26 protein-coding genes and 1 pseudogene are annotated in these 23874 nt (G+C 41.7%); 10 read left to right on the top strand and 17 right to left on the bottom strand.

The genetic code is table 11. The features are described 5' to 3' along the window. Positions 1–770: 770 nt before the first annotated feature. The 4 genes from AACU32_RS40350 to AACU32_RS40365 all read right to left on the bottom strand — a co-directional run bounded on the left by AACU32_RS40350 (position 771) and on the right by AACU32_RS40365 (position 3548). Positions 771–959, bottom strand: a complete 189-nt coding sequence (locus AACU32_RS40350) for a hypothetical protein (protein WP_339378744.1) — start codon at positions 957–959, stop codon at positions 771–773. 378 nt (positions 960–1337) lie between these two features. Then, positions 1338–1544, bottom strand: a complete 207-nt coding sequence (locus AACU32_RS40355) for a hypothetical protein (protein WP_339378745.1) — start codon at positions 1542–1544, stop codon at positions 1338–1340. Positions 1545–2936: 1392 nt separating this feature from the next. Beyond that, positions 2937–3356 carry a hypothetical protein gene (locus AACU32_RS40360; RefSeq protein ID WP_339378746.1) on the bottom strand — a complete coding sequence of 140 codons (420 nt, stop codon included), beginning with the start codon at positions 3354–3356 and terminating at the stop codon, positions 2937–2939. Between the two features lie 24 nt (positions 3357–3380). After that, entirely contained in the window at positions 3381–3548 is a 168-nt protein-coding gene (locus tag AACU32_RS40365) for a hypothetical protein (protein ID WP_339378747.1), read from the bottom strand. 1121 nt (positions 3549–4669) lie between these two features. Here AACU32_RS40365 and AACU32_RS40370 point away from each other — a divergent pair. Beyond that, positions 4670–4891 carry a hypothetical protein gene (locus AACU32_RS40370; RefSeq protein WP_096608386.1) on the top strand — a complete coding sequence of 74 codons (222 nt, stop codon included), beginning with the start codon at positions 4670–4672 and terminating at the stop codon, positions 4889–4891. Between the two features lie 172 nt (positions 4892–5063). Here the strand turns inward: AACU32_RS40370 and AACU32_RS40375 are convergent, their stop codons facing one another. The 8 genes and pseudogenes from AACU32_RS40375 to AACU32_RS40410 form a co-directional block, all read right to left on the bottom strand. Further along, a complete protein-coding gene (locus tag AACU32_RS40375) occupies positions 5064–6881 on the bottom strand; it encodes a protelomerase family protein (protein WP_096608387.1) in 1818 nt (605 codons plus the stop codon). A gap of 719 nt (positions 6882–7600) precedes the next feature. Next, on the bottom strand, positions 7601–7960 hold the full coding sequence (locus AACU32_RS40380) for a hypothetical protein (RefSeq protein WP_339378748.1): 360 nt from the start codon (positions 7958–7960) through the stop codon (positions 7601–7603). Positions 7961–8418: 458 nt separating this feature from the next. Next, positions 8419–8559: pseudogene (locus tag AACU32_RS40855) on the bottom strand (IS1/IS1595 family N-terminal zinc-binding domain-containing protein); the annotation flags it as partial. 1997 nt (positions 8560–10556) lie between these two features. Then, positions 10557–11255 (bottom strand): hypothetical protein, encoded by a 699-nt coding sequence (locus AACU32_RS40390; protein WP_096608389.1) that lies wholly within the window; start codon positions 11253–11255, stop codon positions 10557–10559. Continuing rightward, positions 11245–11424, bottom strand: a complete 180-nt coding sequence (locus tag AACU32_RS40395; protein WP_096608390.1) for a hypothetical protein — start codon at positions 11422–11424, stop codon at positions 11245–11247. Before AACU32_RS40395 ends, AACU32_RS40390 begins: the two co-directional genes overlap by 11 nt. Positions 11425–11434: 10 nt before the next feature. Then, positions 11435–11632: a hypothetical protein gene (locus AACU32_RS40400; RefSeq protein ID WP_096608391.1), complete on the bottom strand. Its 198-nt coding sequence runs from the start codon at positions 11630–11632 to the stop codon at positions 11435–11437. 92 nt (positions 11633–11724) lie between these two features. After that, positions 11725–11886, bottom strand: a complete 162-nt coding sequence (locus tag AACU32_RS40405; protein WP_190637345.1) for a hypothetical protein — start codon at positions 11884–11886, stop codon at positions 11725–11727. Continuing rightward, complete coding sequence (locus AACU32_RS40410; RefSeq protein WP_096608392.1) at positions 11887–12495, bottom strand: hypothetical protein; 609 nt, start codon at positions 12493–12495, stop codon at positions 11887–11889. 160 nt (positions 12496–12655) lie between these two features. On the opposite strand from AACU32_RS40410, the gene AACU32_RS40415 reads away from it, so the two are divergent. The 5 genes from AACU32_RS40415 (at position 12656) to AACU32_RS40435 (ending at position 17531) form a co-directional block, all read left to right on the top strand. After that, complete coding sequence (locus tag AACU32_RS40415; RefSeq protein WP_096608393.1) at positions 12656–12853, top strand: ribbon-helix-helix domain-containing protein; 198 nt, start codon at positions 12656–12658, stop codon at positions 12851–12853. Continuing rightward, entirely contained in the window at positions 12850–13074 is a 225-nt protein-coding gene (locus tag AACU32_RS40420) for a hypothetical protein (protein WP_096608394.1), read from the top strand. The genes AACU32_RS40415 and AACU32_RS40420 overlap by 4 nt, the downstream gene beginning before the upstream one ends. Beyond that, entirely contained in the window at positions 13071–13358 is a 288-nt protein-coding gene (locus AACU32_RS40425; RefSeq protein ID WP_096608395.1) for a hypothetical protein, read from the top strand. The genes AACU32_RS40420 and AACU32_RS40425 overlap by 4 nt, the downstream gene beginning before the upstream one ends. Positions 13359–13780: 422 nt before the next feature. After that, positions 13781–14065, top strand: coding sequence for a hypothetical protein (locus AACU32_RS40430; protein ID WP_096608396.1), 285 nt, complete (start codon positions 13781–13783; stop codon positions 14063–14065). Beyond that, the gene (locus tag AACU32_RS40435) at positions 14055–17531 is read left to right on the top strand and encodes a plasmid replication protein, CyRepA1 family (protein ID WP_339378749.1); all 3477 of its coding nucleotides are present in this window, start codon (positions 14055–14057) and stop codon (positions 17529–17531) included. The genes AACU32_RS40430 and AACU32_RS40435 overlap by 11 nt, the downstream gene beginning before the upstream one ends. Before the next feature lie 52 nt (positions 17532–17583). On the opposite strand, the gene AACU32_RS40440 is transcribed toward AACU32_RS40435, so the two are convergent. Further along, entirely contained in the window at positions 17584–18096 is a 513-nt protein-coding gene (locus AACU32_RS40440; RefSeq protein WP_096608398.1) for a hypothetical protein, read from the bottom strand. Positions 18097–18163: 67 nt separating this feature from the next. Here AACU32_RS40440 and AACU32_RS40445 point away from each other — a divergent pair, with 67 nt between their 5' ends. Further along, positions 18164–18547: a hypothetical protein gene (locus AACU32_RS40445; RefSeq protein WP_096608399.1), complete on the top strand. Its 384-nt coding sequence runs from the start codon at positions 18164–18166 to the stop codon at positions 18545–18547. A gap of 110 nt (positions 18548–18657) precedes the next feature. Then, entirely contained in the window at positions 18658–19482 is an 825-nt protein-coding gene (locus tag AACU32_RS40450; RefSeq protein WP_096608400.1) for a hypothetical protein, read from the top strand. A gap of 133 nt (positions 19483–19615) precedes the next feature. Here AACU32_RS40450 and AACU32_RS40455 read toward each other — a convergent pair whose 3' ends face one another. The 4 genes from AACU32_RS40455 to AACU32_RS40470 form a co-directional block, all read right to left on the bottom strand. After that, a complete protein-coding gene (locus tag AACU32_RS40455; protein WP_339378750.1) occupies positions 19616–19891 on the bottom strand; it encodes a hypothetical protein in 276 nt (91 codons plus the stop codon). Then, a complete protein-coding gene (locus AACU32_RS40460; protein WP_096608401.1) occupies positions 19863–20444 on the bottom strand; it encodes a hypothetical protein in 582 nt (193 codons plus the stop codon). The genes AACU32_RS40455 and AACU32_RS40460 overlap by 29 nt, the downstream gene beginning before the upstream one ends. After that, positions 20441–21994, bottom strand: coding sequence for a hypothetical protein (locus AACU32_RS40465; RefSeq protein ID WP_096608402.1), 1554 nt, complete (start codon positions 21992–21994; stop codon positions 20441–20443). The genes AACU32_RS40460 and AACU32_RS40465 overlap by 4 nt, the downstream gene beginning before the upstream one ends. A 412-nt stretch (positions 21995–22406) precedes the next feature. After that, entirely contained in the window at positions 22407–22598 is a 192-nt protein-coding gene (locus AACU32_RS40470; protein ID WP_339378751.1) for a hypothetical protein, read from the bottom strand. Positions 22599–22777: 179 nt separating this feature from the next. Here AACU32_RS40470 and AACU32_RS40475 point away from each other — a divergent pair, with 179 nt between their 5' ends. Both AACU32_RS40475 and AACU32_RS40480 read left to right on the top strand, forming a co-directional pair. After that, the gene (locus tag AACU32_RS40475) at positions 22778–22921 is read left to right on the top strand and encodes a hypothetical protein (RefSeq protein ID WP_339378752.1); all 144 of its coding nucleotides are present in this window, start codon (positions 22778–22780) and stop codon (positions 22919–22921) included. A gap of 14 nt (positions 22922–22935) precedes the next feature. After that, the gene (locus AACU32_RS40480; RefSeq protein ID WP_096608403.1) at positions 22936–23868 is read left to right on the top strand and encodes a tyrosine-type recombinase/integrase; all 933 of its coding nucleotides are present in this window, start codon (positions 22936–22938) and stop codon (positions 23866–23868) included. Positions 23869–23874 lie beyond the last annotated feature (6 nt).

The raw sequence follows: 23874 nt of genomic DNA on the forward strand, positions 1-23874 counted from the left end.
TGTGAGGAAAGCGAACAGGATGTGGGAAGCGGGGATAACCTGTTACGTCTGTTAATTTAAATTAACAGACGTAACAGGTTATCCCCGCTTCCCACATCCTGTTCGCTTTCCTCACAAGATTAATATAACTGGTTATACTAACGCTGCATCTCTGCAATACCTGTTATATATGCATAACAAGTTACATCGTGCTAAATACATAACCCTTATACAGCAAGGGTTACAAGATGTAGTTATAAAGACCTTATCTAGTTACAAGTTAGCTACAAGCATACTGTTATTCGCCTCATATAACTTGTTAGTTTATTGTAATTCTGTTAGATTATCTCTAAACTGTTATAACCAATAATATTAAACCTGTTAAATAACTTGTTAGATTATATTGTAACAACTTATCAGGTTCTAACAGATTGCCAAATCTTCCGCAATGCGATCGCAGGGCTGGAGTGAGCTTAGACCTTCAGTCGGCTGAACTAATTGGCTTGTCCACAGCCCCCTTGAAGCTAGAAATTCGCGTTGTGGGCTGATGGCTTGACTTTGTGGAAACAAGGGGTTTACGAGGCAAAATATAAGCGGATTTGATGGATTTGGCTTGGGGATTCCATTCATAGTGGGTGGCAGTGGCGATCGCTTCTATTGGTTATGTCTTATTGGTTTTTCACGGCATAACCAAATTTGGGGCATTCTTGCGTATGCTAATGGTTAGGGTGCTTACTACCGCTAACGTGCTGGCGATCGCCTCCTCAAGCCCAATGACCGACCGCCAAATTTCAGCACTGGCACTTTACCTCACCGCAATCGCCTCCACTCCACTCCACCCCGCCACAAGCCCAATGCCCAATCCGCCGCCAAATTGAGTGCGCTGGTACTTTACCGAAGGGCGATTGCCAAAATTCCCCAACTTCTCGATGGGGTAATGAGAGACAATTTTTCTCTCTAACCTGTTCATCAATATCCATAACAAGTTATTCTCTCTATGAGAACAGCTTTCCCCACTGTGGGCATTACTCAACTGCAAATTTTTTCAAAGACGCGATCGCAAAAGCGCCATCGGTTTGATTCCCAATCCCCGTGCCGGATTTTTCGCTGCTATCCCGGCGAACACCCAAGACATTAATATTTCTCTAGCAATGTATTTTTATATATAAGTGGTTATATTATCTCAGTAGTTATTCAAGTACACACGATTATTTATTTATAATAAAAACAAATCGTGTGTACTGGCGAAATTATTGCCATACATAGGGTCTACAAAAATTTTCGTCAAAAATATTTGTTCAGATTCCTGATGGGAATTAAATCTGATTAAGGTATTAAATAGTACTTGTCATTCCTGGCTAGAAAATACCTGTGGACATGAGTGCGATCGCCTCCACTCCCCAGCACCAATGCCCAACCGCCGCCGCCGCCTGAGTGCGCTGCACTTCAAGGGGCGCGATCGCTCTTTTGATTTTCACCCCTAGCTTACCAGGGGCTAGCACAGCGACAGCGATGTCCCCGGTGACGTGGGTGATGTCCCGGCAGTGGCACTGTGGAATTCTCATTCCCGACATCGGGAATTGCAAAACAGCAGAGGAGCGGCGAACACCCAATAAATTAATCTTCTATAGCAATGTATTGTTATATATAAGTAATTACATTATCTCAGTAGTTATTCAAGTACAGACGATTATTTATTTATAATAAAAACAAATCGTGTGTACTGCCAAAAGCGTTGCTATGCATAGGGTATACCCAAAAAATTATCAAAAATATTTCTTTCCAAGTTCTGATAGGAATTTAATCAGAGTAAAGTATTAAATCACATTTTTAAGTTACGGTGGGGAGATGTATGTGGGCAGTAGAGCTAGGGCGACAGTTTCCCCGCCCAGCGCTGCCAAAATGCCCCAACTTCTCGATGGGGTGATGAGAAATAAGTTTTCTCTCTAACCTGTTCATCTATATCCATAACTAGTTACTCTCTTCCAAAGAACAGCTTCCGTGGGAAACTTCAAAGCTTCAAGGGGCATGACTCAACTGCAAATTTTCGCGATGAACGCGATCGCTCTTGCGCCATCGATTTGATTCCCAATCCCCAATCCCCCGGCGAACACCCAATAAATTAATCTTCTCTAGCAATGTATTTTTATATATAAGTGCTTAGATTATCTCAGTAGTTATAAGAGTACACACGATAATATATTTATAATAAAAACAAATCGTGTGTACTATCGAAAGCCTTACCATATATAGCGTCTACCAAAAATATTGTCAAAAATATTTTTTTCAATTCTTGCTGCGGATTAAATCTGAGTAAGGTATTAAATAGTACTGTTTATCCCTGACTAGAAAATACCTGTGGACATGAGTGCGATCGCCTCCACATCCTGCTCACTGAACTTCACCCCACGACCGACCACCAACCGCCGCCAAATTTTCCCCACTGGACTCATGCCCATTCCCAATGGCCTTGTACCAATTCCCCATGCCAATCGCCACCGCTAAATTTTCCCCACTGGCACTTCCTTAAGTGCGATTGCGTTCATTGGTTATGTTTTTAAATTTTTGTAAGGCATAACCAGTTTGGGCGCGATTCGATTTCTGCCCGTGCGTAGTCACGCTGACTATATATATAGTAATTAACTACCGTGACTACCAATTATGACTATCACCCCCATCCTCAATTCTCACCGTGACTACGGGGTGAGGGTTCATTGGGCGATCACGCCCTTCTGTGACCACAATCTCAACTCCACTCAATGACTAATACACAACATTCTTCCCTTCAGCCCACGCCGTAGTCACGCCCCAATTTTGTATCCCCATGATACCGTAGTCACGCTGACTATATATATAGTAATTAACTACTGTGGCTACCATCCTATGACTATCACCCCCATCCTCAATTCTCACCGTGACTACGGTGTGAGAGTTTATGGGGCGATCGCTTTTATTGGTTATGTCTCATCATCTTCTTGCGGCATCACCTTTTGCAATGCGCTTTCAATTTCCGTCAGCGCTTGGTCGATGGCTTCTAGCCGCTTGCGGTTTTCCCATTGCTGGTAAGCTGCTTCAACCTCCGGCACTGAACCCAACCCCGTGTTACTGTCCACCCTGCCTATGTGCTGGTGACAGGTAAAATTACCAGAACCCCGATGCCCATACTTCTTTGGATTGCGCTTAAAAATCGGCTTGTCTGCTTGCCATTTTGCATAGATGTATATACCGATGAATCCGTCTGGATAGCGCTTTCTGACTTCATATTGATGTATCCACACCCCAGGTGGTGACATCGGTTTTTTGACTAACTCTTCTCGTTCTTGCTCAAGCTGTCGCAAGTTTTCGATGATACTTTCAATGTTGGTCATGACGGTCATGACAGTTAAATTGGTTATGTTTTATTAGCTTCTCACGGCATAACCATTTTGGCGCGAGTTCCCAGGTGCCCGCCTCCAATGACTAATATTCATTAATCCACGGTCATCAAAAGTTTGCTGACTTTTGGCTATGCCTTGCAGGACTTCTCTATGTTTCCCTGAAGGGCGATCGCTAGCGACAATTACCATCAAAAGTCTGTTGATTTTTGGCTACAACTTACGGAATTTTTCTATGCTTCCCAAAAGAAATTGCTGCCATTTTTTTTTCGCACCTGGGTTAGTCACACTAAGCATTTTTACTCAAAAATTTTAGTCACACATTGCCTGTTTTTCGGATTTTTTAGGGGAGGTGTGACCAAAGGCTGGAAATCCCTGGAATCCTTGAATGGTAAGCCTTAAGGTTTAGTCACACATGGGGCTATTTATATATAGATTAGGGTATATCTGTGACTAAATAATTTACCCTTTGGCTGAAGTAATTAATCTCCTGCTAGCTGCCTGCTACTGCTACTCTTACCCTGAAAACTGCCCAGTTCTCTACTCCAGTAACTCGCGTCACAATGCCCTACAACGAAATTAAACTACAAAGACACAACCAAAATGCTAGAGCCTCCTAAAATCGCAAAATTAAGCCGATTCACGCTTCGGAATCGGCTGGTACTGGTTCTGGGAATAAAAGTGAGGGAAATGGAGCGATCGCTTCTTGAATTTTCACGATTCCATACAGCAACTTCAGGGTATAAACTAGGGTTTTCTACATTGTTAGTTAAAGTTTGACGGTAATTACGGTTTGCAAAAAGGCACAGGCGTTGAACCCTCGTAAATTGGCTAAAGTATTGTGGTATCGGTCAATTTATGCTCAAAACAACTATAGTCAAAGCAGCCATCACAGAAACTGCATTTAACCACATAATCTCAAGGTTTTGGCAACACGTAATTTCCACACCGTAGAGTTTGTGTTTTAACTAACGATACTCGTAACCCAACATTTTTTTAGAACCTCCTTGTTGATAAGCATTTGAGCGTCTCAAATTCCATAATCTATGCAATCTTCATACTTACTTCACAAAAGGTTTGTGCTTACTTCATAAAACTATGTTATGATAAATATGGTTACCTATAAATATTGACAATTTAATATTACATTCGTTATGCTGAGTACAGATAGCGAAAGACCCCTTTTGTGATTTCCGAGGTCACGCTAAGGGGTCTTTCTATATATCTAAATAAGCTATTTCCTGAGTAGAGTTTTGCTGACAAGACTCAAGGAAAGTAAATTTTCAATCAACCAAATGAGGGCTGATTAAACTATTATGTCAAATTTGCATCATAACAGCAACCCCCAGGAAGAAAACTCTGGGGTGTCTATTAACTTGCGCCTCCCTGGTCGTACTATTGCTACAGCTTTAAGTATTGCTGTTGCTTTTGGTGGTGGCATGAGTATTAGTGGTATCCAGAACAATCGAAATCAGAATCATGTTGATTGTTCTATTAGAAATTCACCAATACCTATTCAACAACCTCTAGCTAAGTAACCAATCAAACTAACTTTAGTACAAAAGTGTGACCGAGCAACTAAAGCTGTTTGGTCGCACCTTTCCAAAACCCAAACACCCTAAGTACTTCAAAATTTTATACATGGGATGTTTCTTAGTTTTTTACTTACTTTCTTTATTAATGGAGTAGGGGTGAGGACGATGGCGATCGCTACTCAGATTTAGCTTTACGATAACCTTCACCACTGAGCAACTCTTCATTGATTAGTGACAGAATTTTATCTGTGTCCTTACCTTTGTTAGCATAGCTGGCAGGGTTAGAAGGGTCTTTCTTGTTCTCCATACCGAATTTAGCGTTGTGGCTAATCACCTCATCCTTATGCTGGTCAATCCAATCCCTTACCAACAACCCGTTACACCCCGATAAATCTCTCAGTGCTTGGTTAGTAATTGCTAGGCGATCGCCATTCCCAGTTGCCAAACTATCGTTGTACAAACATATTGCCTGATAAGACCTACGGATTTTTTCTACAGCTGCCCCCGGTGCTTTACTACTCCATACCTCAGCATCAGTTTTAGCTTGCCAGTCAATTTCTTCTTTGGGTGGTGTAACCTTAGCAGGTGCAGTAGCAGGTATCACCGCACTACCAGATAACTTACTTACCACCTCAACAACTTTCTTCTCTAGCCAAGATTCTAATTCTGTAACGTTGAGAGTTACTGTTTGGGGTTCGGGAGCAGTGGTTTCCATTGCGGCTTTCTCCTGTTGTAGTTGGTTATTAGTTTCTTGTAACTGGTTATTAGCTTCTTCTAACTGCTTCAATTGCGCTTTTAGTTGTGCGACTTGTTGCTGTGCGTCTTGTAATTGTTTGGCAATGTCTACGCGGCTTTGGTAAGAGTCAATCAGCTTGCCAATAACTGATTGCTGGTTTGGTAGATTCCACGATGCTTGAAGTTGTTTTATATTTTCTAAATGGCTCACAGACACTCGCACATTGGCCAACTTTTCTTTTGATGGAATAGAGGCAAAGCTGACGGGTTTTGTAGTGTAGTAATCGGCGTAACCCAACGTAGCTAACAAGTTTTGCAAATCTCGGTCGGTAGGGGTTTCTTTAACAAAATGACCAGCCAATCTTGCAGCGTGGAGCATTTTCGAGCCAATTGAACCCTGGCAATCTCGCTCTGTTGCTAATGCCAAGTACGCGGCTCGGAGTGCTTTACAATTGCCCTGTTCTTCGCCTTGGCGCAGAGGTAATGCCGGATTTTCACCACCAAAATAATCTCGAACAACTCGATTTAGTGAACCATTGCGTTTGCTGTCAACAGCACGGTTTTGAGCTTCGGTATCTTTTGGATGTTCTTGCGCTATCTCTGCCAATAATTTTTTGGTAGATGCCTGTTGCCGAAACCAATTAAGGCGTTCTGTGATGTAGCTTGCAGGGTAAAGAGTCGCAATATCAAACACCGGATTCTCACCCCGTTTTTTGCCTTGACCACTAAACTTAACTTGGTAATTCTCGCCTTTGATTTGACTAAATTTGGCACGGGCAATAATTTCATGGGGTCTACGCCCAGTGGCGGCAATTAAACCCACTGCAACTTTGTGGATATCATTGCTTTCTAATAACTCTCCGGTTACCTTCAGGTAAATATCTGGGTCAATTTCTTGCCCTTTACTTTCTAAGCGATCGCTTACCCTTGAGGTTTTATTGCGTTCATCCCAGCCTTTGTCATCCAGTCCACATAGCAATAACGCATAGTGTTTCAACTCGTAACCGATGACATTGCCCTGTGCGTCGTGCTTGGGTACGGAATCTGCGTTTTTCCCTTGCTCTAATGGCAATGATTTAAATTTTTTGTAGAATCCCACCCTGCTTAACACAGTGCCCAGACTGGCTTTACTGTAGTTAGTCTTAGTGTTGATCCACTCATTAAATGCCTCGCAGTGAGGCCTTATGTCTTCTAAGCTTTGTAAATTCTTCGTGGCTTCAAACAGTTGATTTACTTGGTCTTGAACTGCTTTGGACATCTAATTGCCTTCCGCCTAAACTGTTATTATTATACATAACTTGTTATGTATTTATAATAACAAGTTATTACAGCCACAATTACCAAAAAGCAGGTTTCCCAATCTTGGGAAAGTTAGGCGGCTGAAAACTCTCACCAGACTTCTACTGCTCCATCCGTTCTTTCCCTAATCTTGAGCTATATGACTGGTGTTTTGTGAGCAGAAAATCGAGATACTTTTTTACAAAAGCAACTCCTCAAACTCCCTGTGGGTAAGCTTTTGCGCGACTAGATTCCCTAGTATGATTTGAATAATCTCTAAGAGTTAAAAGACTCTAGTGCAGGTAATAAGCATTGGGTATTGGGCGATCGCTGTGCCATCTGGGGGAAGTCCCCAGGTGTAGTGAAAATATATTTGCTCAACATTTTCACTACATCCAAGCCCGAAAACGCTCTCTGTGTAAAAGTTATAGCTACTACATTCCCATGTACAGTCAATCAATGCAAGGATTTTGGATTTACGATTTTGGATTGACTGCACCGATTCCGGGATGGAGCTTGGGGATTTTAAATTGACGATTTTGGATTTGTTCCACCCACGGCTGTGCATGAACCGAAATAATCTAAAATCTAAAATCTAAAATCTAAAATTGGCGCGGTCAAAGCAAACGCATTTAATTTCAAAGTGCGATCGCACCCTTGATACAAGTCGCTATAAGTTAGAACGTTTAACCAGCCAAGTTAAGCGGCTTGGCGTTTAATTTCTTGTCTCAATACTTCACATCTTTTTACAGCATCTCTGGCTTGCTGTCTGTAATATTTAGCTTGTTCCCGGTCTGTTAAACATAATTCCGTTGCTTTTTTACTAAATATGACTGCTTGCTTACTGAGTTCTCGAATCCGATTCCTTAAATCTTCCGTTGTTTTCATTAGTCCTCCAGTTCGGTAAGCGTATATCACTGGTTTGTTGAGAAGAAAATCCAAATATATTCCCACAACAAGCAACTCCTCAAACTCTTTGAGAGTAAGCTTTGTAGCCTCTACATTCCCATGTATAATTTGAAAAACTACTCCACTAATATCACCAATATCTGCCGACATATTTTGGGAATAGATTTAACCTTAAGACCGAATTGTTATTCAACAACTGGCGCAAGTCTTTAATTAAACGTCAAGTTCAAGATTGCCTTCATTGCAGTTCACCACAGATAGAGGTTATGAAATTTCTGTTGGTAAGTGGTTTGTAGTGAAAATATATTTGCACTATATTCTCATGAAATGTAAGTCCTGAAACTCGCTCACGCTAAGGTTTTGCGCCCCTGCATTATCATGTATTTTCCACAAATTTTACACCAAATACTTGTTGAAAAACCTGATTGGGTTATGTCTCTACAATCTCAATCGCCAAAACCGCCTAGCCCCCTATAGGGTAAATGTCGGTCGCATACGACAACGAATTGCCAAAGGTTTCAGCCCTCACGTCCGCCATTAGTTCGCATGGTGTCGGCTAAAACCGACAACAAAACCGCCACGGTTTTTGACTAATTACTGCTGGTTATTTTGTTGTTAGGGGCTATGAAAGTTTTGTGACAGCTTTTGCATTTGTATCTATACATGAGTGGATTTTTTACAGACTTGTTTCGAGTAAAGTCTCCAGAGTGGCAATGTGGGCATTCGATTTCTGGGCTTGAATTTACTATGCTTGCCTGTTGAACTACTTCCAAATTTCTATTAGATGCTTCAAGGTTTTGGGTAAAAGATTCTCTGATAATCCCTGCCCCATTCCGCAAAATTCCTTTATGCGCAGAAGGAATTTCTAAAAACTCGTACCTATCGCCAACAATAATTAAACCTATACGGTAAGCGTTCTCACTAGAAAGATTTTGAGATTCATTTTTAGCTGCTGCCCACTCTGCGAACTTCTCATACTTCCGTTGAATCTCTCGCTTTTTAGTCAATGACCAACCTAAATCTTTATCGTGTTTGATGGCAGTGGCGATCGCGTCCTCAATAAACAGCAGTGAGCAATTTTTCATTGCATCCCAAGTCCAGCGATTTTCTCCAACCTCACCAGATTGACCGATTAAAATCTGTCGCTGCTTAGTATGCCTGATAGCGGTCATGATTTCAGTTGCCGATTTCTTATCATCGTCGTCATGTTGCTTGTCAAATTCGTCAAAGATGCCCAATACAAACTTGTCAGTCATTGCTGGTCGTTTGGCTTGCCTGTCCTTATGAACTTTGACAAATTCGGAGTAAGCTTTACTAGACTCACCCGGAGATGTGGCCACCTTTGGACAATGCCAGTAATCTTCCTCACTACCATGCAACGGATCGCTTACCCAAATTTCCCAGTTATCCAAAGTCAGGAAGTAGGCGACGATGTTCTTAGTAGCAATGCCCTTACCGCCTCCAGTTGCCGACATAATTCTGAGTGTGGGCTTACCCTTGGATTTGTGGTCGGTGTGTAGGAAGATGCGATCGCCGAACTGGGACGCTCTAATCAAGCCAAGTTTGTAAATCTCATCGTCGTTGAGTGGTTTAGGCTTGTCCTGTCTGTATTTCACTATCAAGCGTTCGGTTACTTTGTCATAGATTACTGAAGCAATCTCATGTACCCATAGAAGTGTTGCGAGATGTTGTTTAGCTTCTATAATTTTTTGCGCTAATTCCTGACCATCAACCGACCGGGGAAACTCAAACCCTAGTATGGTTAGTTCTTCCGCTTCGCTAAACCCTAACCCTTTTAGTGGTATCTGGTGATTATTCCAGATCCAATCTATTAAAGCGTTCGCCTTGTTACCTATCGGATTCAAGCCATAATTTACGTGTTGTGGTGATATCAAACCTTCATCAATAGTTTGTTGCAACATCCTGACTCGCAACTCTAGTCCGTCCTTAAGCTCTGCCAGTTCATCGTAAGCCTGTTGATTTTTGGCTTTGAGGCTTTCTTTGTACTCTAGATATCTGTCATGAGTCTTCAGGAAATATTCTCGCTGTGTCTGGTGTGCTTCGTAGAACTCCTCCATTAATGCTTTCATCTCATCGATAGCATTAAAAGCTTGTTGGGTTAGCTCAAACTCTTTGGCTACTTCCTGCTTAATCAATTCCTGTTTTTTATTTTCAAATTCTTGGGCTAGCTGGTCATCGAATTGCTTTTCATAATCAATCAACGTAGCGTCTTTTTCTTGACACAGTTTGGACAATTCTGCACACTCACTCTGCAACTCATTAATTCTGATAAGTAACCGCTTATTTTCATCACTTAGCGCTTTACCTTGGTTGATTTCTCGCTGAAGTAAATCTTTAACCCTGTTAAGTTCTTTGCTTAATTCGTTAGCATTTTGAATAGCCGTAATTTTGGCTGTTTCAATATCTTTTTTCAAATTTTCAGCAGCTTTTAAAAGTGCTTGGAGTTGTGAATTTTCTTTTTCTAATTCACTTAGATAATCCTCTAATTCATTTCTTACTTTATTCAGTCTTGTGTCGTAGATAAAAGCTACCAGACCGCCTCCAAACAATGCTCCTCCAGCACTAAAACCTATAGTGTAAGCTAAATTCTTGTTAGCTGTTCCCAATAGTAAACCACCAATTAAACCTAACCCAGTCGCAGTTACTAAACTAATTCTCTTGGTTACCATACTCACCCTGTAAATTTGATAAGGGTAGCTATTACTAACTACCCAATTTGCCAGAATTATTTAACGCTCTTGTTACCTAGTTCTTTGAGAAAAGCATCAAAATCTTCTTCAGCCTTTAATGCTTCCTGATATCCTTTAGCAGCCTTAAATTGTTGCTTCTTTAGATTTGCGTCGTTCTCTGCTATGGTGTAGGGTAATGCTGCTTGGGTTGTAGCTGTTCTGTGAGATTGGGCAATGTAATTCACACCTTTCTCTAGAGTTATAGATTTTTGCTTTTGAAGTTCTAGAAATTGCTGGTAAACTTTCTCAATCTCACTTTGACTTACTAAGCCAGATGCAAATGCTTTTGCTTTTTCTGCCAGTGCTTTGAACTGAGAACCAGCGTATTTGTTAGCCCAAGCTATTAACTCGTTATAGCGAATACCACCTTCATACTTAGCTTTAGCATTCTCAAACTCTGCTACAGATGCTTGGTTTTTGATGTCAGGATTTTTAATGTCTCCAATGGGGGTTAAATCAGGACTATGAACATTTTCAGCAAAAGAGTCGAGTGTTAAGCGCTCAAATCCTGGGATGCTGACTGTAACAGAATTGTCACTGCTGTTATAGCCAACTAGACCATGTATTCGAGTGTCAACATCTGGCTTAGTTTTAAAGTCGGTAATTATGGGGGTAGTTACTGATTTTTGACCTTCACTAAAGGTAGGGTTCTTTGATGGGATGTTGGCGGTTGTTGGCGCTTTTCTAATAGGCATTAAGTTTTACCCCTCTACTAATTTTGTGTGCTTCAAACTTAATTTTCAGTTCTGCTATCTTGCGTTCTAATCGGTTGTACTTATCAACCATGTGAGCGTTGATATCAAAGCAATCAGCAGCATTTTGGATACTTTCAGCACTTAATTGACTTTCATCATCAATTGACATTTACTCCCCCTCACTCATGGTTGAGTGCTTCGGTGCAATAATGCAAAGAATCCGCCACGTTAGTAGCAAACTCATCTAAGTTTGGGTTAGATTTTTTGAGGTTTTGAGCCAAAGTATTAGCCTCTGTTAGCAACAATTCAGCCTCCAGTAAGCAGCGTTGAATTGTTGTTAAATCTTTGTTTTTGGTAGCGGGAATCTGGTCTATCATTTTTGGGTAAATTCTCCAGAACGGGATTTTACGAAGGCAAGGGCAAGGCTGAGATATGATTTCATGAGTTCATTTCCTTATTTGAGCGTGGACTAAGGGCGATCGCTTACTTCTTGGTCGGAGGGGCGATCGCTTTTAACCTGGATATCAGCAAGCCAAAACAGCATTGAGAGTGAGATTGTGATTGCTGCTAGCAGGTATGAGAGTTTTTGGCTTTTCTCAATCTGGAGTATTGTTTTTTGGAAATTGGTCATCTATTCCAAATTGAAAACATCTTGAGCTTGTACGCCTAAATCTTGCATCTCAGAGTTGAATTGTTCCGCAAAGCCCGCCTTGATTTCCTTGCTCACTTTGGCAGCTAAAGAAGCGCCTAGCATACGCCAATTCTGCATTCCAGCGTTTAAGTTTTGCTTGGCTTGGGTAAAATTCTCAACGGTTTTGACATCGTTTTGACGCGCCAGTTGATTGTTTTTATTGACAGTTGCTAGGGCAGAACAATTAGCCTGTTGTGTTGGCTTTGGGGAGAATTTTAAGAGGCTTTCAATGCTAGTTTTATCCGCACTTCTTACAGCCTTGACCAGTTTCACAGCGTAGCCAGAATACTGTGTATTTTTCCCCTCACCACGCCGTAAAAGGTCTACAGGGATTTTGTAGCTGTCGATTAAGCCAGAGATAGAGCGTTGAAATCCAGACTTGTCTAGTCCGGCCAGTTCCCGTGCCACAGCTGATAGTACCCAGGTATCAAACAGGCTCTCACGCTTCGATTCAGCTTCGATTTGCGGTTCGATACCCGTTTCGATACCCGTTTCCTCAGTTACTTCTGTGGCTTCTACTTCAATCACAGAAAGCGTTTGATTGGTCATAATGCGATTCTTCAGATAGTGGTTTAAGTTGTTGCGATTCGATTCGCTGTGACATCTGTGTTATCTGTGTCATTATGTGTCACTATAGCTCTAGTGACGCATTTAACGCAATATGTGTTAAACCATTTTGAAAGCACAAAGCGTATCATGAGGTAGAGGAATGAACACAGATAACACCATGAGTGGAAGGGTTAACGTAGTGCTGCCTGATGAGGTTTATGAAACTGTCAAAAATTTGGCAGGGACAGAAAGACGCTCTCAGAGCCAAATGGCAGCAATTTTAATTGAGGAAGCTTTGGAGGCTCGGAAACTACTGCAAAAACCCCCCTCACCTGATCAAGGCAAGGGGGTTGCATGACTGAATCACCTAATCCTGAAACTTTAGAGGCAGTCAAAAGCTTTGCGACTGCCCTTAATACTTTTGCTTGGAATGCTGACTATATAAAGTTTTGCGAAGTTCTTGGTTTTACACCAGATAGCTATGCTGAAGAAAAATATCAGCAGTTTCGAGAACTGGTAAGCTATTTGGACTGCTTTGACCATGAATCATTAGCCAAGATGATTGAGGCGGGGAAATGACCAACACACCACAGGACACACCAAACCGACTAGACCGCATAGAAGCAATTTTGGCTACTGTGGCCACCCAGCAAGCTGCTAACACGACTGCGATCGCCCATCTAACTCAAGATGTTGATTACTTGAGAGAAATTACCCTGTATAACATCGAGTTAACCCAGCAGGATAGAGAACAAGCCGAACGCGATCGCCAAGCATTTCAAACCGAAATCAGGCGGATCTGGGAGTATCTTCTACAGCAAAGTGGTAATGGTCGTAACGGTGGTAACAATCCCCCGGCGTAGGTGCGACCGCGCAGAGCGGTGAGCAGCATTGGCTCCTAGAACTCTTACCCTGCTTACACGTAACTGATTGTTAAGAAATCCGTTTCTTACTTTTTGCTTAATGCTTCTTTTGATGAAAAAAAAGTAAATGGGACAAATGAATCTTTATGTTGAATTAGGGAGACAAAACTGCTAGCGTTCAAAAAGGGCGGTGTGACCGCGATTACCTCATCAAAAAAAAAGCCGATGCAGTTCCCAAGAGTTGTTTGCAGTAACTGTGATTTATCACAGAAGCCTAGCTAGGTGAGCGCTTTCCAGGCGCTCGCTCTTGAAACCTGATCAGCAGGTTAGTTATAAGTTAATTTCTACTATCTAGGCTACTTCATTTAAGCTGCACAAGCAAAATCTTGGGGGATGCTCCAACCTTACGGAGTGCCTCAAAAATGACAAACGCCGTCCCCAGGCAGAAACGGCGCTATCAAAAATATTCAGTTGATAGCGATATCTTATCACAGAATCTCTCTAAATTTCAACAATATCGAAGTTCGGAACTATCGAACTATGGCAAGCATTGCCGGAGTAAACGAAACTACAAAAGATTGATTCAGGCAGTGCGAGACAAGCGGTTAACAGAATCGCTTGAAGCCCTTGATGAGTTTGGGCTTGCAGACGATTTAGCCTTGTTTATCTTAGGGGAAGTCGTGGCTTGTGGGGTGCATGATGATTGACCGCACCCTTGAAAAATTCGACATCCGCAACTTTGCAGAACAATTGACCCCAAAAAAGGGCAAAAACCGCTATGTATGCCCTGTATGTGAGGGTACACTAACGATTGACCCGTCTAACGGCAAATATCATTGTTGGGGACAAGAATGCACTCCTAGAGACATCAGAGAAAGTATTAGGCCATTAAATCAGGCCTTAGCAGAATCCGGGATTGAGAAAAGCTTTGCTCCCAAAATCTACAACCAAAAACCCAAAGCTGTAATTTCTAAGGCAGCAATTCCCGATGGAGATATTCAACTGGGAAAGTTGCCTGATGCCGTTAAGGAAGAGGCACGAGTAAAGGTCAAGAAAAGTATTGAGGTTAAATACCCTTACTCGCCTAGTCAATGGGTAAAAAGAATTGAGAGGGCAGATGGTAGCAAACTTACACTTCCCTTTCACCTGGACGCTAATGGCAAGGAAGTTAACGCCAAAGGTGATAAACCCTGGCAACCATACCGATTTGATGAAATTGCCCAACATGGTGAGAATCAATGGGTGTTGGGTGTTGAGGGTGAAAAGTGTGTAGATATCGCCCGAAGTGTTTTTGGTTTGCTGGCTACGACTTTTCAAGGTGGTAGCTGGAGTGATGCCCTACTGCTTGAATACTTCCAGCTTTTCAAAGATGCTGGCATTGCCGGAGTTGTTTACTGGCCGGATCACGATAAGCCAGGTTACAGCAAGTTAGAAAAGTGTCGCACAGCTGCTGCTTTGGCTGGTTTACCGTTTATCGCTATTGATCCTACTAGACTATGGGCTGATTGTCTTGACGGCGGCGATATTGCCGATTGGGTGAAAGCTGGTTTAGGAGACGTTGACGCACTTCATGAAGAGATTAATTTAGCTGCCGATGTAGCAAGAGGCGGTAAAACCCCAACTAACTCGAAAGACAAAGTTTTAGCAGTTCAAAAGCAATTACACACGCTCACTTATAACGCTGATTATGTTTGCAATCCCCATGAGAAATATCTGCCAGATAACCTAGTAGATATTATTCCTCATCAGGGAATCGTGCTGATTAAAGCCCCTAAAGGTGCAGGTAAATCAGTCACTATCAAACGTATCAAAAATAAGCTTTGCGGTGGATATTGTCAGGAAGTTTATCATCCTTTTCAATTATCAATAACTGGAGAAAATCAGCCAGTATTTGAGCGAGTTTATCAAGAGAAAACTGGACTTAAATTTATATCTATTACCCCAAGAATAGCACTCGGTCGAGCGCAAGCTATCGAATGGGAAATTACCTGGATTGAAGACGGCGATCTGACTGAATCAGAACAATTTAATTATGAGGGCGAAGTAATTAAAACGGCTACTTTTTTAGAAACTGCTGATGGAATTGGCTTATGTTGGGATTCTTTAGCGAAGCTGTTTGATCGAGACTGGTCTAACACAGTAGTAGTAATTGATGAGATTGAACTAGGTCTAAGTCACGTCGCAACATCAAGTACTTGCAAGGATAGACGAGCAAAAATTCTTTATACCCTTGAAACTAAAATCAGAGAATGTCTTGATAACAATGGCTTAGTGATTGGGGCTGATGCCGATTTAACTAACATTTCTTACGACTACATAACAGCGATCGCGCCTGGACACAAGCCTTTTCTCGTCAAGCACAATTACATTAGACCTGATAGCGATAAATGGGATATCGACTTTTATACTGGCAAGCGAGATACAGTACTTTCTCTCATCGAAGATTGGTTAAGCGATAAGAACTGTGAACCCATAGCAGTGGCATTAGATAATCAATCTGAGGCTGAAGCATTAGCTAATTTTCTAATCAAAAAGTATCCTCATTTAGCCTCAAGTATTAACGGGTTAATTCGGATTGATTCAAAAATCACTCAAACCGATTTCGGCAAAGACTTTGTTAAACGTGCTAATGAAAGGATTCAGGAATATCAGCCAAAAATTCTAATTTATACGCCGTCTTTGGGTGTAGGATGTTCTCTGGACGTTCCCTACTTCAAGTATGTATTTGGCTTATGTTTTGGTAACTTAGAACCATCGCAATTTAGGCAGATGTTAGCACGACCAAGGCAACCAGTACCTAGAATTGTGTGGTGTGCCGACAGAGGTAAAACATCAAATACTGATGATTGCAATGCCTTTTTACCAGATGCAATCAAAAACCAAATGTTCTCATATAATGAGACAAGTTCACAAATAAGTGATCTGGCTCTGCATTTGGCTAGGGAACAAGCAGAATCTAATAATGATGTTGACGTACTACCTAAGCTGATAGAGCAATTTACTAAAATGATGGGTAAAGGTGGAACCTGGAATAATCCACACGTAGATTTATTTTGTAAGCTTAGGGCTAGACGCAACTTTGCATTATCTCAGCTATCTGTTCAACTTAGGCAAGAATTGATTGAAGAGGGGCATAACCTGAAAGATATTGCATCTGAAGAAAAGACTAATGCAGGTGACTCTGTTCAGGAAGAGAAGACAGAGATTAAACTCAATTTCGCCACAATGACAGCCAATGCTGTTGATATTCCCTTAGAAGTTGCAAAAGAGATAAGCCGTAAACCTAACCCCACAAATGAAGAACAGTATCAAGCCAGCAAAGCATTTTTAAAAGATGAGTTACCCGGACTAGAATTAACTCCAGATTTATTATTCAAGGCAGTTTATAAAGACAATAGACGCTACTTGAATGCTATTAAGTTGTTTTGGATGTCTCAGAATGTTGACGCTACCAAAGAAGCGGATAGAAAGCATTGGAAGTATAAGTTAAAGCAGTTCTGCGAGGGAGTTCCCTATCTTCCAGATGTACGCACTTTCAGCACAAAGGTAGAGGCTATTAATAAAATAGGAATTTTCGACGCTATACCATTAGACGATTTTGAGAGTGAATATCACGGTAATGATTCCACTCTTAAAGAGTGGTTCAAAAAATCGGTTTTACCCCAGAAAAAATTACTCAAAACTGCTTTCAATATCACGGTCAACAAAGATACTGAGATTATTACATTTATCAATCGCATTTTGGGTAAGGTTGGCATCAGGCTAAAGCAGCACAGAAAAACCAACAATACCAAATATTACAAACTTGATTCAGAAATGATTTTAGATCAGGACAGAGCAAATGTACTAGCTGCCCTTGACTTGAAGCGGGAACTACAACTAAAAAAAGAGGCGGAGCAGTCAACAGTCAATGGTCAACAGTCAACAGTCAATGGTCAACAGTCAACAGCCAATGGTCAACAGCCAATGGTCAATGGTCAACAGTTTACAGAAGCCGACTGGCTGAGGGAAGAATGCGTACAAGATTTAGCTGTGTTGCTCGACTACTGCGAGGATGCGGAAATGTTGGCCGATTTACGGGCGATCGTACCCTACAGTTCGGCTTTTATTGTCGCAAGCCGAAGGGTACCAGAGTCAAAGAAACAGCTTATTAGGCAGTGGTTAGCAGCATGAGGATAACTGTTTGTCATGGAAAAATCAAGAATCCAAAACAATATTGGTTGTGCTAACTTTTAAAATCTCGCTCAATGCTGTGTGGTAGGCTCTGATAACGGTATTCCTGTATCAAAGCTTCTAGTGCGGCAACTCGGTCAAGTAAATTTTTGTTTTGAGCTTCAAGTTCTTCAAGCTTGCTCTCTAAATTTTTGTTTTGAGCTTCAATTTCTTCAACCTTGCTCTCTAAAAAAACTACCGCTTCTGAGTAGGGGATTACGCTATCGCTCTCTATACGTATATCTATGTTATTGGACTCGCTCGCTGAGTTATGCATGAAATAGAAACTTTTATTAGCTTCAAGTTTGTCTAATCTTGCTTTCAAGCCTTCTACACAATCTGCTATATCATATATATTGTTCCCTATACTTGTGTTTCCTATACTTGAACCTTCTTCTGGATTTCCCAAGAAAGAGTTTAAGGCTTGGATCACTAAATCTGTCGCAGTAGTGCGTTCTTCTGCTGCTTTGTCCTGAAGGGCTGTGATTAGCTCTTCAGGAAGTTTGAAGTTGGCTTGTTTTTTCATTTGACGGTATAGATTGTATATACACAACTATACCATTTCAAACCCAAAGACAAAAAGGTTGGAGACTATGACATTTAATCAGGAAGCTGAACTACAGTATTTGGCTCAAATAAAAGAGGATGTCAAACGTGGATGGTTGGAAATGCGGAGTGGTGGTGCATTTGGCCTTGGCTATGCACATTGTAAAAATTGTGATGCCTATATCCAAATTATTTGTACAGATAGCCCTGGTAACAGATTAGAAGAAGGAGACCCTCAGCAAACAGTAAACTGCCCTAATTGCTCTGGATATTTAGGTAAATTTTTGAGTGCTACACGTCCTGTAACTTTGTTAGGAACTAAAGAAAAATATAAGCTATGTACCGATTTGTCGGATCTATATGCGCCATCAGAATCTACTCAAGCTAAAACTAAGACAAAGTTTGAAAGTATAGACGACATTCCGTTTTAGAACTTGGTTGTTTTGACCAGAACTTTTGGGAATGCTCAGACTTGAGCTAAAACTTTGGCTAATTAAATATTCCTTGGTAGAACCTTAGTTGATTACTCCTACACAGAATTATGAGTCTTAGTAAGTTTCTCGAAATCTCCGATGTAAAGGCTAAATTCAATTCGGAATTTCCTAAGCCGCAATTTCAGATAAAACAGCAAATACTAGCTCCACCAATTTTCAATGGAAATCCCCAGTTAGTGGGAGCAGCATTTGATTACTTGTTACGTTTTTATTTGAAATATCTAAACCCTCAAGCCGAGGAAAGAATGTGGGTTGCTGAAGAAGTAGTGCAGAAGTTGAAAATAGAGAACAAAAATTATGAGCCTGGTCATTTAGTAGTTGAGCAGGCTAAAAAGTTGTATCGGATTTTCTTGAAGACTGGGGAATTTACAGATGAGTTATTCCAAGTAGTTTTATCATTAGCTAGCTTGGATGAAATTCAAAGATGTGGTTATACGAACAGAGATTTACAGTTCGCTAACCAGCAAGACGTTGAAGACTTAAAAAATTTAATTGGAATAGTAAATTCTGAGATTTTTAAATCAAGAGGCAAGGTAATTCTTAATCCCACTTGGCTATCAGCGAAGTTAGTGGGTAAAGCCGATGGTGATTTAATTTTTGATAATGATTTGTTGGTAGACTTCAAAACCATAAAAAACCTAAGTTTAGAAAGACGAGATTTTAATCAACTGATGGGTTATTATGTTTTGTCCCACATTGATAGACTTTCTTCCTCAAATACAGTTGAGCTAAAACGCTTGGGTATTTATTTTTCCAGATATGGGATTCTTTATCAATTCAATGTGGCTGAAGTTGTTAAAAGAGAAACTTTCCCCGAATTTTTGAAATGGTTTATTGCAAGAGCGCAAGAATATGTATCCCAGAAAGCCTAATAAACACTCACAACGTACCCAAACAATAAATCTGTAGGGCAGCTAACAAAATCTAAAATAAGTCAAATGAAGAAGGAAAGGCAATGATGGGGCGTGAATTTAAACAGGGGAAAGTTCTATTTTTTACCCTTGCCTAATCATCCTCCAACAACTCATCGAGCGAATATTGAAAGAAGAGCTTCAACCTGTACAAGGTTTTGCTTGATGGTGTGTGGGATGATGTATATAAGTCATAGCAAGTCCGGCGGGGAATACCGGACTCTTTGCTAAGTTGTGTTGGGTTCATAATTCCCTGAAGGCTTGCCAGTTTAGAAATTTTTTTCTTGAACATAATCACGCCCTGCTGATTTTCAATCCACACCAGTTCCCGAACTCGGGAATTAGCTAATATTGTCGTCGTTGCTGCCAATTTTTTTAATCCGCCGCCTCAGTTCTTCCCACTGCTCGTCGGTGATGGGTGGTGAGTCGTCCACAGGTTTTGAGCGTGGTTCAACTTTCGGTGATGCGGGTTTGAGCATTCTTGCGTCTACATTACCGGACTGGGTGTAGACAGCAAGGAAATCTTTTTGCACCCACTCCAGCTTGCGAGTTTCAGTCAAGGCTACAGTCTCCAGTCCGCCAATTGCCGAAAGTGCAATGTGTGCGCGTTTACTCAAATAGGCCAGCATATTTGGATCGTTAGCAGCAGCAGCTTGACGTATTGCTTGCCATTCAAGCAACCCCTGTGCGGTACGACTACCTTTCATTAAATCCACCAGTTCTTGGGCAGATGGTAGTCCCATCCGCGTGGGGATTTGAATTAGTGCCATTTCTACCACTTGCAAGAACTCTTCGTTACTAAAGTTCTCACTCAAATATTTATAGTAAATTTTGGCGATCGTGGGATGAATTTCATATTTGTAATGCTTTGCCAGGATTTTGAATTGCTCCACAAAAATTTTCTCATCCAAATTCAGACTCATAACCCAAACGCCTCCCGCAGTGCTAAATCATTCACAATTTCAAAATCCCGTCCACTCGCTTTCTTGCCCAGACTGGCTACACGGTTCGACATCATGTCCTTAAATGAATCCGAATTTGCAATCACCGACTGCCATTCCCGCACCCAAGTCTGCAACATTGGCCAATTCTCCGGCTCTTTTTCAAATTTCAGGATTGAAGCCAGCACATACGCCACATCCGGGTTGCCCTTAAATGAGTACCACTGCACAAATTTTACAAAGTCCTCACTTATATCCCCAATCGCCGGATTAAATATCTCTCCAGAATGGCGATAAAGCCCTATCAAATCCCCTAGACGATAATTCGCTAGCGCAATTAATTTCTCACGCTTTATTGGCATTCCTCGCCGGACTTTTTCCTCAAGTTCTACCACCCACTGCGGCGTTTCTTCAAAATTTGGCGCGGCGGCGGCGGCGGAAAATTTGTCTTCATGAGGGATTGTCGGCTCTGCTCGATATTCTTTTTCTGGCCTTGGGATCTCTTGCGGATCTTTCTGTAACTTGACTTTCTGTTCTCCTTGCGGATCTTGCTGTAACTCTAATCCCTGTTCTCCCGCGTCCTGGTCTTCACCATTTTTTAACCCTTTGAAGCCCGCTTGTGTGTGTGTGTGTGGCAACACACTCTCTGCCGTAATCTTTGAAGTAGTCTTTGAAGTAGTCTCTGCTGTAGTTTCTGCCGTACTCTCTGAGGGAGCCTGAAACGCTTGCACATCAATGATTACAGACCCCGGCAAATCCGGGTTTCTCGGATGCTTGTTTCCGCCATCCTCGGATTCTTGTTTCCGGCAAACCCGGATGCTTGTTTCCGGCAAACCCAGATTCTTGTTTCCGGCATCCTCGGATGCTTGTTTCCGGCAACCTTGGATGCTTGTTTCCGGCAAACCCGGATTCTTGTTTCCGGCATCCTCGGATACAATAATCCGGGTTTGCCGGATTATGGATTTTTCAAGGGTTTCAGCCACTCTTTTTAAAACTTGGGCTAATTCATTAACTTTTGTAATAGGTGAGACAGCAGCTTTTTTACATTTCTCAAAGAAACCAAGAGCGATCTGTTGACATTGGTGGAAACTTTTGCGGTAATTTTCGAGTTTTAGCTTGATGTCATCTGCGCCAAAGCCGCGAGAGACAATAATTCCGAACTGGTCGAGATGGTCTTTGAATTCCTTTTTAATTTTGCAAGCGACCTGCCAGCAGTCCCAGAGTTGGTTAAAAAAGTTTTCTTGAAAGCGATATTCTAGTCGCCGGGGAAGTCCTATGTGACGCTCCTGAATCAACCCGCGACTTACCAAAACATTCCGCGCATTTTTTTGTTGCTCATCGGTTAATTCGGTCTCCAGGCTCCACTGTTCTTGAGTCTTGTAAATCCACCCTTCGGGGTTTGATTGTTTGCCATGCCAATAGATAAGCTGACATAAGAATATGGCGGCGTGATGCGAACCGGCTATGGGAACTAGGTCGGGGAAGAATGCGATCGGTGCGCCAATATCTTGTAAAAGTTCTGTGATTTTCATTATTTAATGCTCCTTAATTAATTTCGTAAATAGTACATTATGCATCTGAGATTTATATAGTTTTTCTGCGGATGTTGGCATTTATTCTCCTTGAAAAATGTGAGTTTTATGGCTAAATATTATACTAATTATTCTCCCAAATTTTTAGAGTTATCATCAGAATATTCTCAGGATTTTTTAGTTAACCATAAATAGATATAATCATAAATATTTGAAAAATCGCGCTCTCTTTATCAGGGGGATTTCAAAATTGATTGTTGGTAGTTTTGAGTGTTTATATTTTGATTTCACTAGAACTGATGTGAAAAAATGCTGATTGCTGATTCAAGGTAGCAATTGCTTGTCTACGAAAAGAACAAAATCGCGCTCGCAATTCAACTGATATGGAGTTTTTCAAAAAAACGCAATAAAGTTAGATATTTTTTCTTCTACCTTGTAATGGCTCAACTCCTTGTGCCATAAAGGTTCTGCCAAGTGTGCGACACTTCGCACTATTCCCGCAGGCGGGAATCGGTGGCGTAAGCGGGAGTGACTTTGTACTTTCCCGCAGGCGGGAATCGGTGGCGTAAGCGGGAGTGACTTTGTACTTGTAATGCGTTGCCAAGATGTTAAATTGCGATTGCGTAGGGAGCGCACTCACTCAACTCCCCTTACCTACCCACTCTCGCCCCGCCCCCGGTGTGATCGCTTCCTTGGACTTTATAGGCGATCACGCCTTAGTTGCGATCGCCCCCTAGTTGCTGTTATTAGCAGTAGAAGGCTTGCATCGTACATTAGCTCCGGGTGAATACACTCAAAGTCAGACCATTTCCCCTACTTGTGACAGGATGTGAGGATTTTGGTAAAGAATTGCGCCTAAATCGTTCTGGTGTTGCAGTGCAGCTGTATGAGTATGAAACAGATAAAATTGGCGTTTTGTCTGTTTGAGTTTTCGATAAACTATGACACCAGTAGTAGCAGTAAAACCCAGAGGCAAGCAACTATCGAAATTAGCCCCTGTTAATGCCCAACAGCGGTTAATTCAGTTGTGGTTGCACGATAAGCCAGTTTCTACTCAAAAATGTTATCTGCGATATGCGGCGCAGTTCACCGGATTTTTGGCAGGGGTGGGAAAAGCTCTAGCCCACACAACTGTTGAGGATATGGTGGAATTCTCTGAGTATTTGCATAATCGGGGATTGGCAGCGCCTACGATTACAACTTACATGGCAGCAGTCAAAAGTTTGTTGTCGTTTGCTTACAAGACTGGTTACATCAAGGAAAATCCTGGTGCTGCTATCAAGTTAAAGAAAATTGACCAGCGATTGCATGAGAAAGTTCTGACTCTTACTGATATCGCGTTGATGATTCGGCTGACCGAACGGGCTAAATATCGTTATAAAGCTCAACAAATTAGGGACTTGTTGATATTAAAACTTTTATATGTTGCTGGCTTACGGGTGTCGGAGTTGGTAGGGCTAAGGTGGCGAGACTTTACACCACGCGATCGCACCGGGCAAATTACTGTTGTGGGGAAGGGGAATAAGTCTCGTCATATTCTGCTGCCAGAATATCTGTGGGTCGAACTAATGAACTACAGGGGGGATGCGCCCAAAGATGCTTATGTCTTCCCTAGTCGTAAGGGCAAAGGCATGAAGCCGCTGCTTCGTCAAAATGTTGACCCCATAATTAAGAATGCAGCAGAACGGGCGGGGCTGGAGGAGAAGGTTAGTTGTCATTGGTTGCGGCATTCTCACGCTACTCACAATGCGGAGCGGGGTACGCCAGTTCCTTTAATTCAGCAAACGATGGGTCACGCGGATATTGCTACAACATCAGGTTACATTCACATCCGACCTGGAGATAGTAGCGCTTTGCATTTGCCTAAAGTCTAAGTTTTA

It is taken from the genome of Calothrix sp. NIES-2100, assembly GCF_963875285.1.
Lineage (GTDB): Bacteria > Cyanobacteriota > Cyanobacteriia > Cyanobacteriales > Nostocaceae > Aulosira.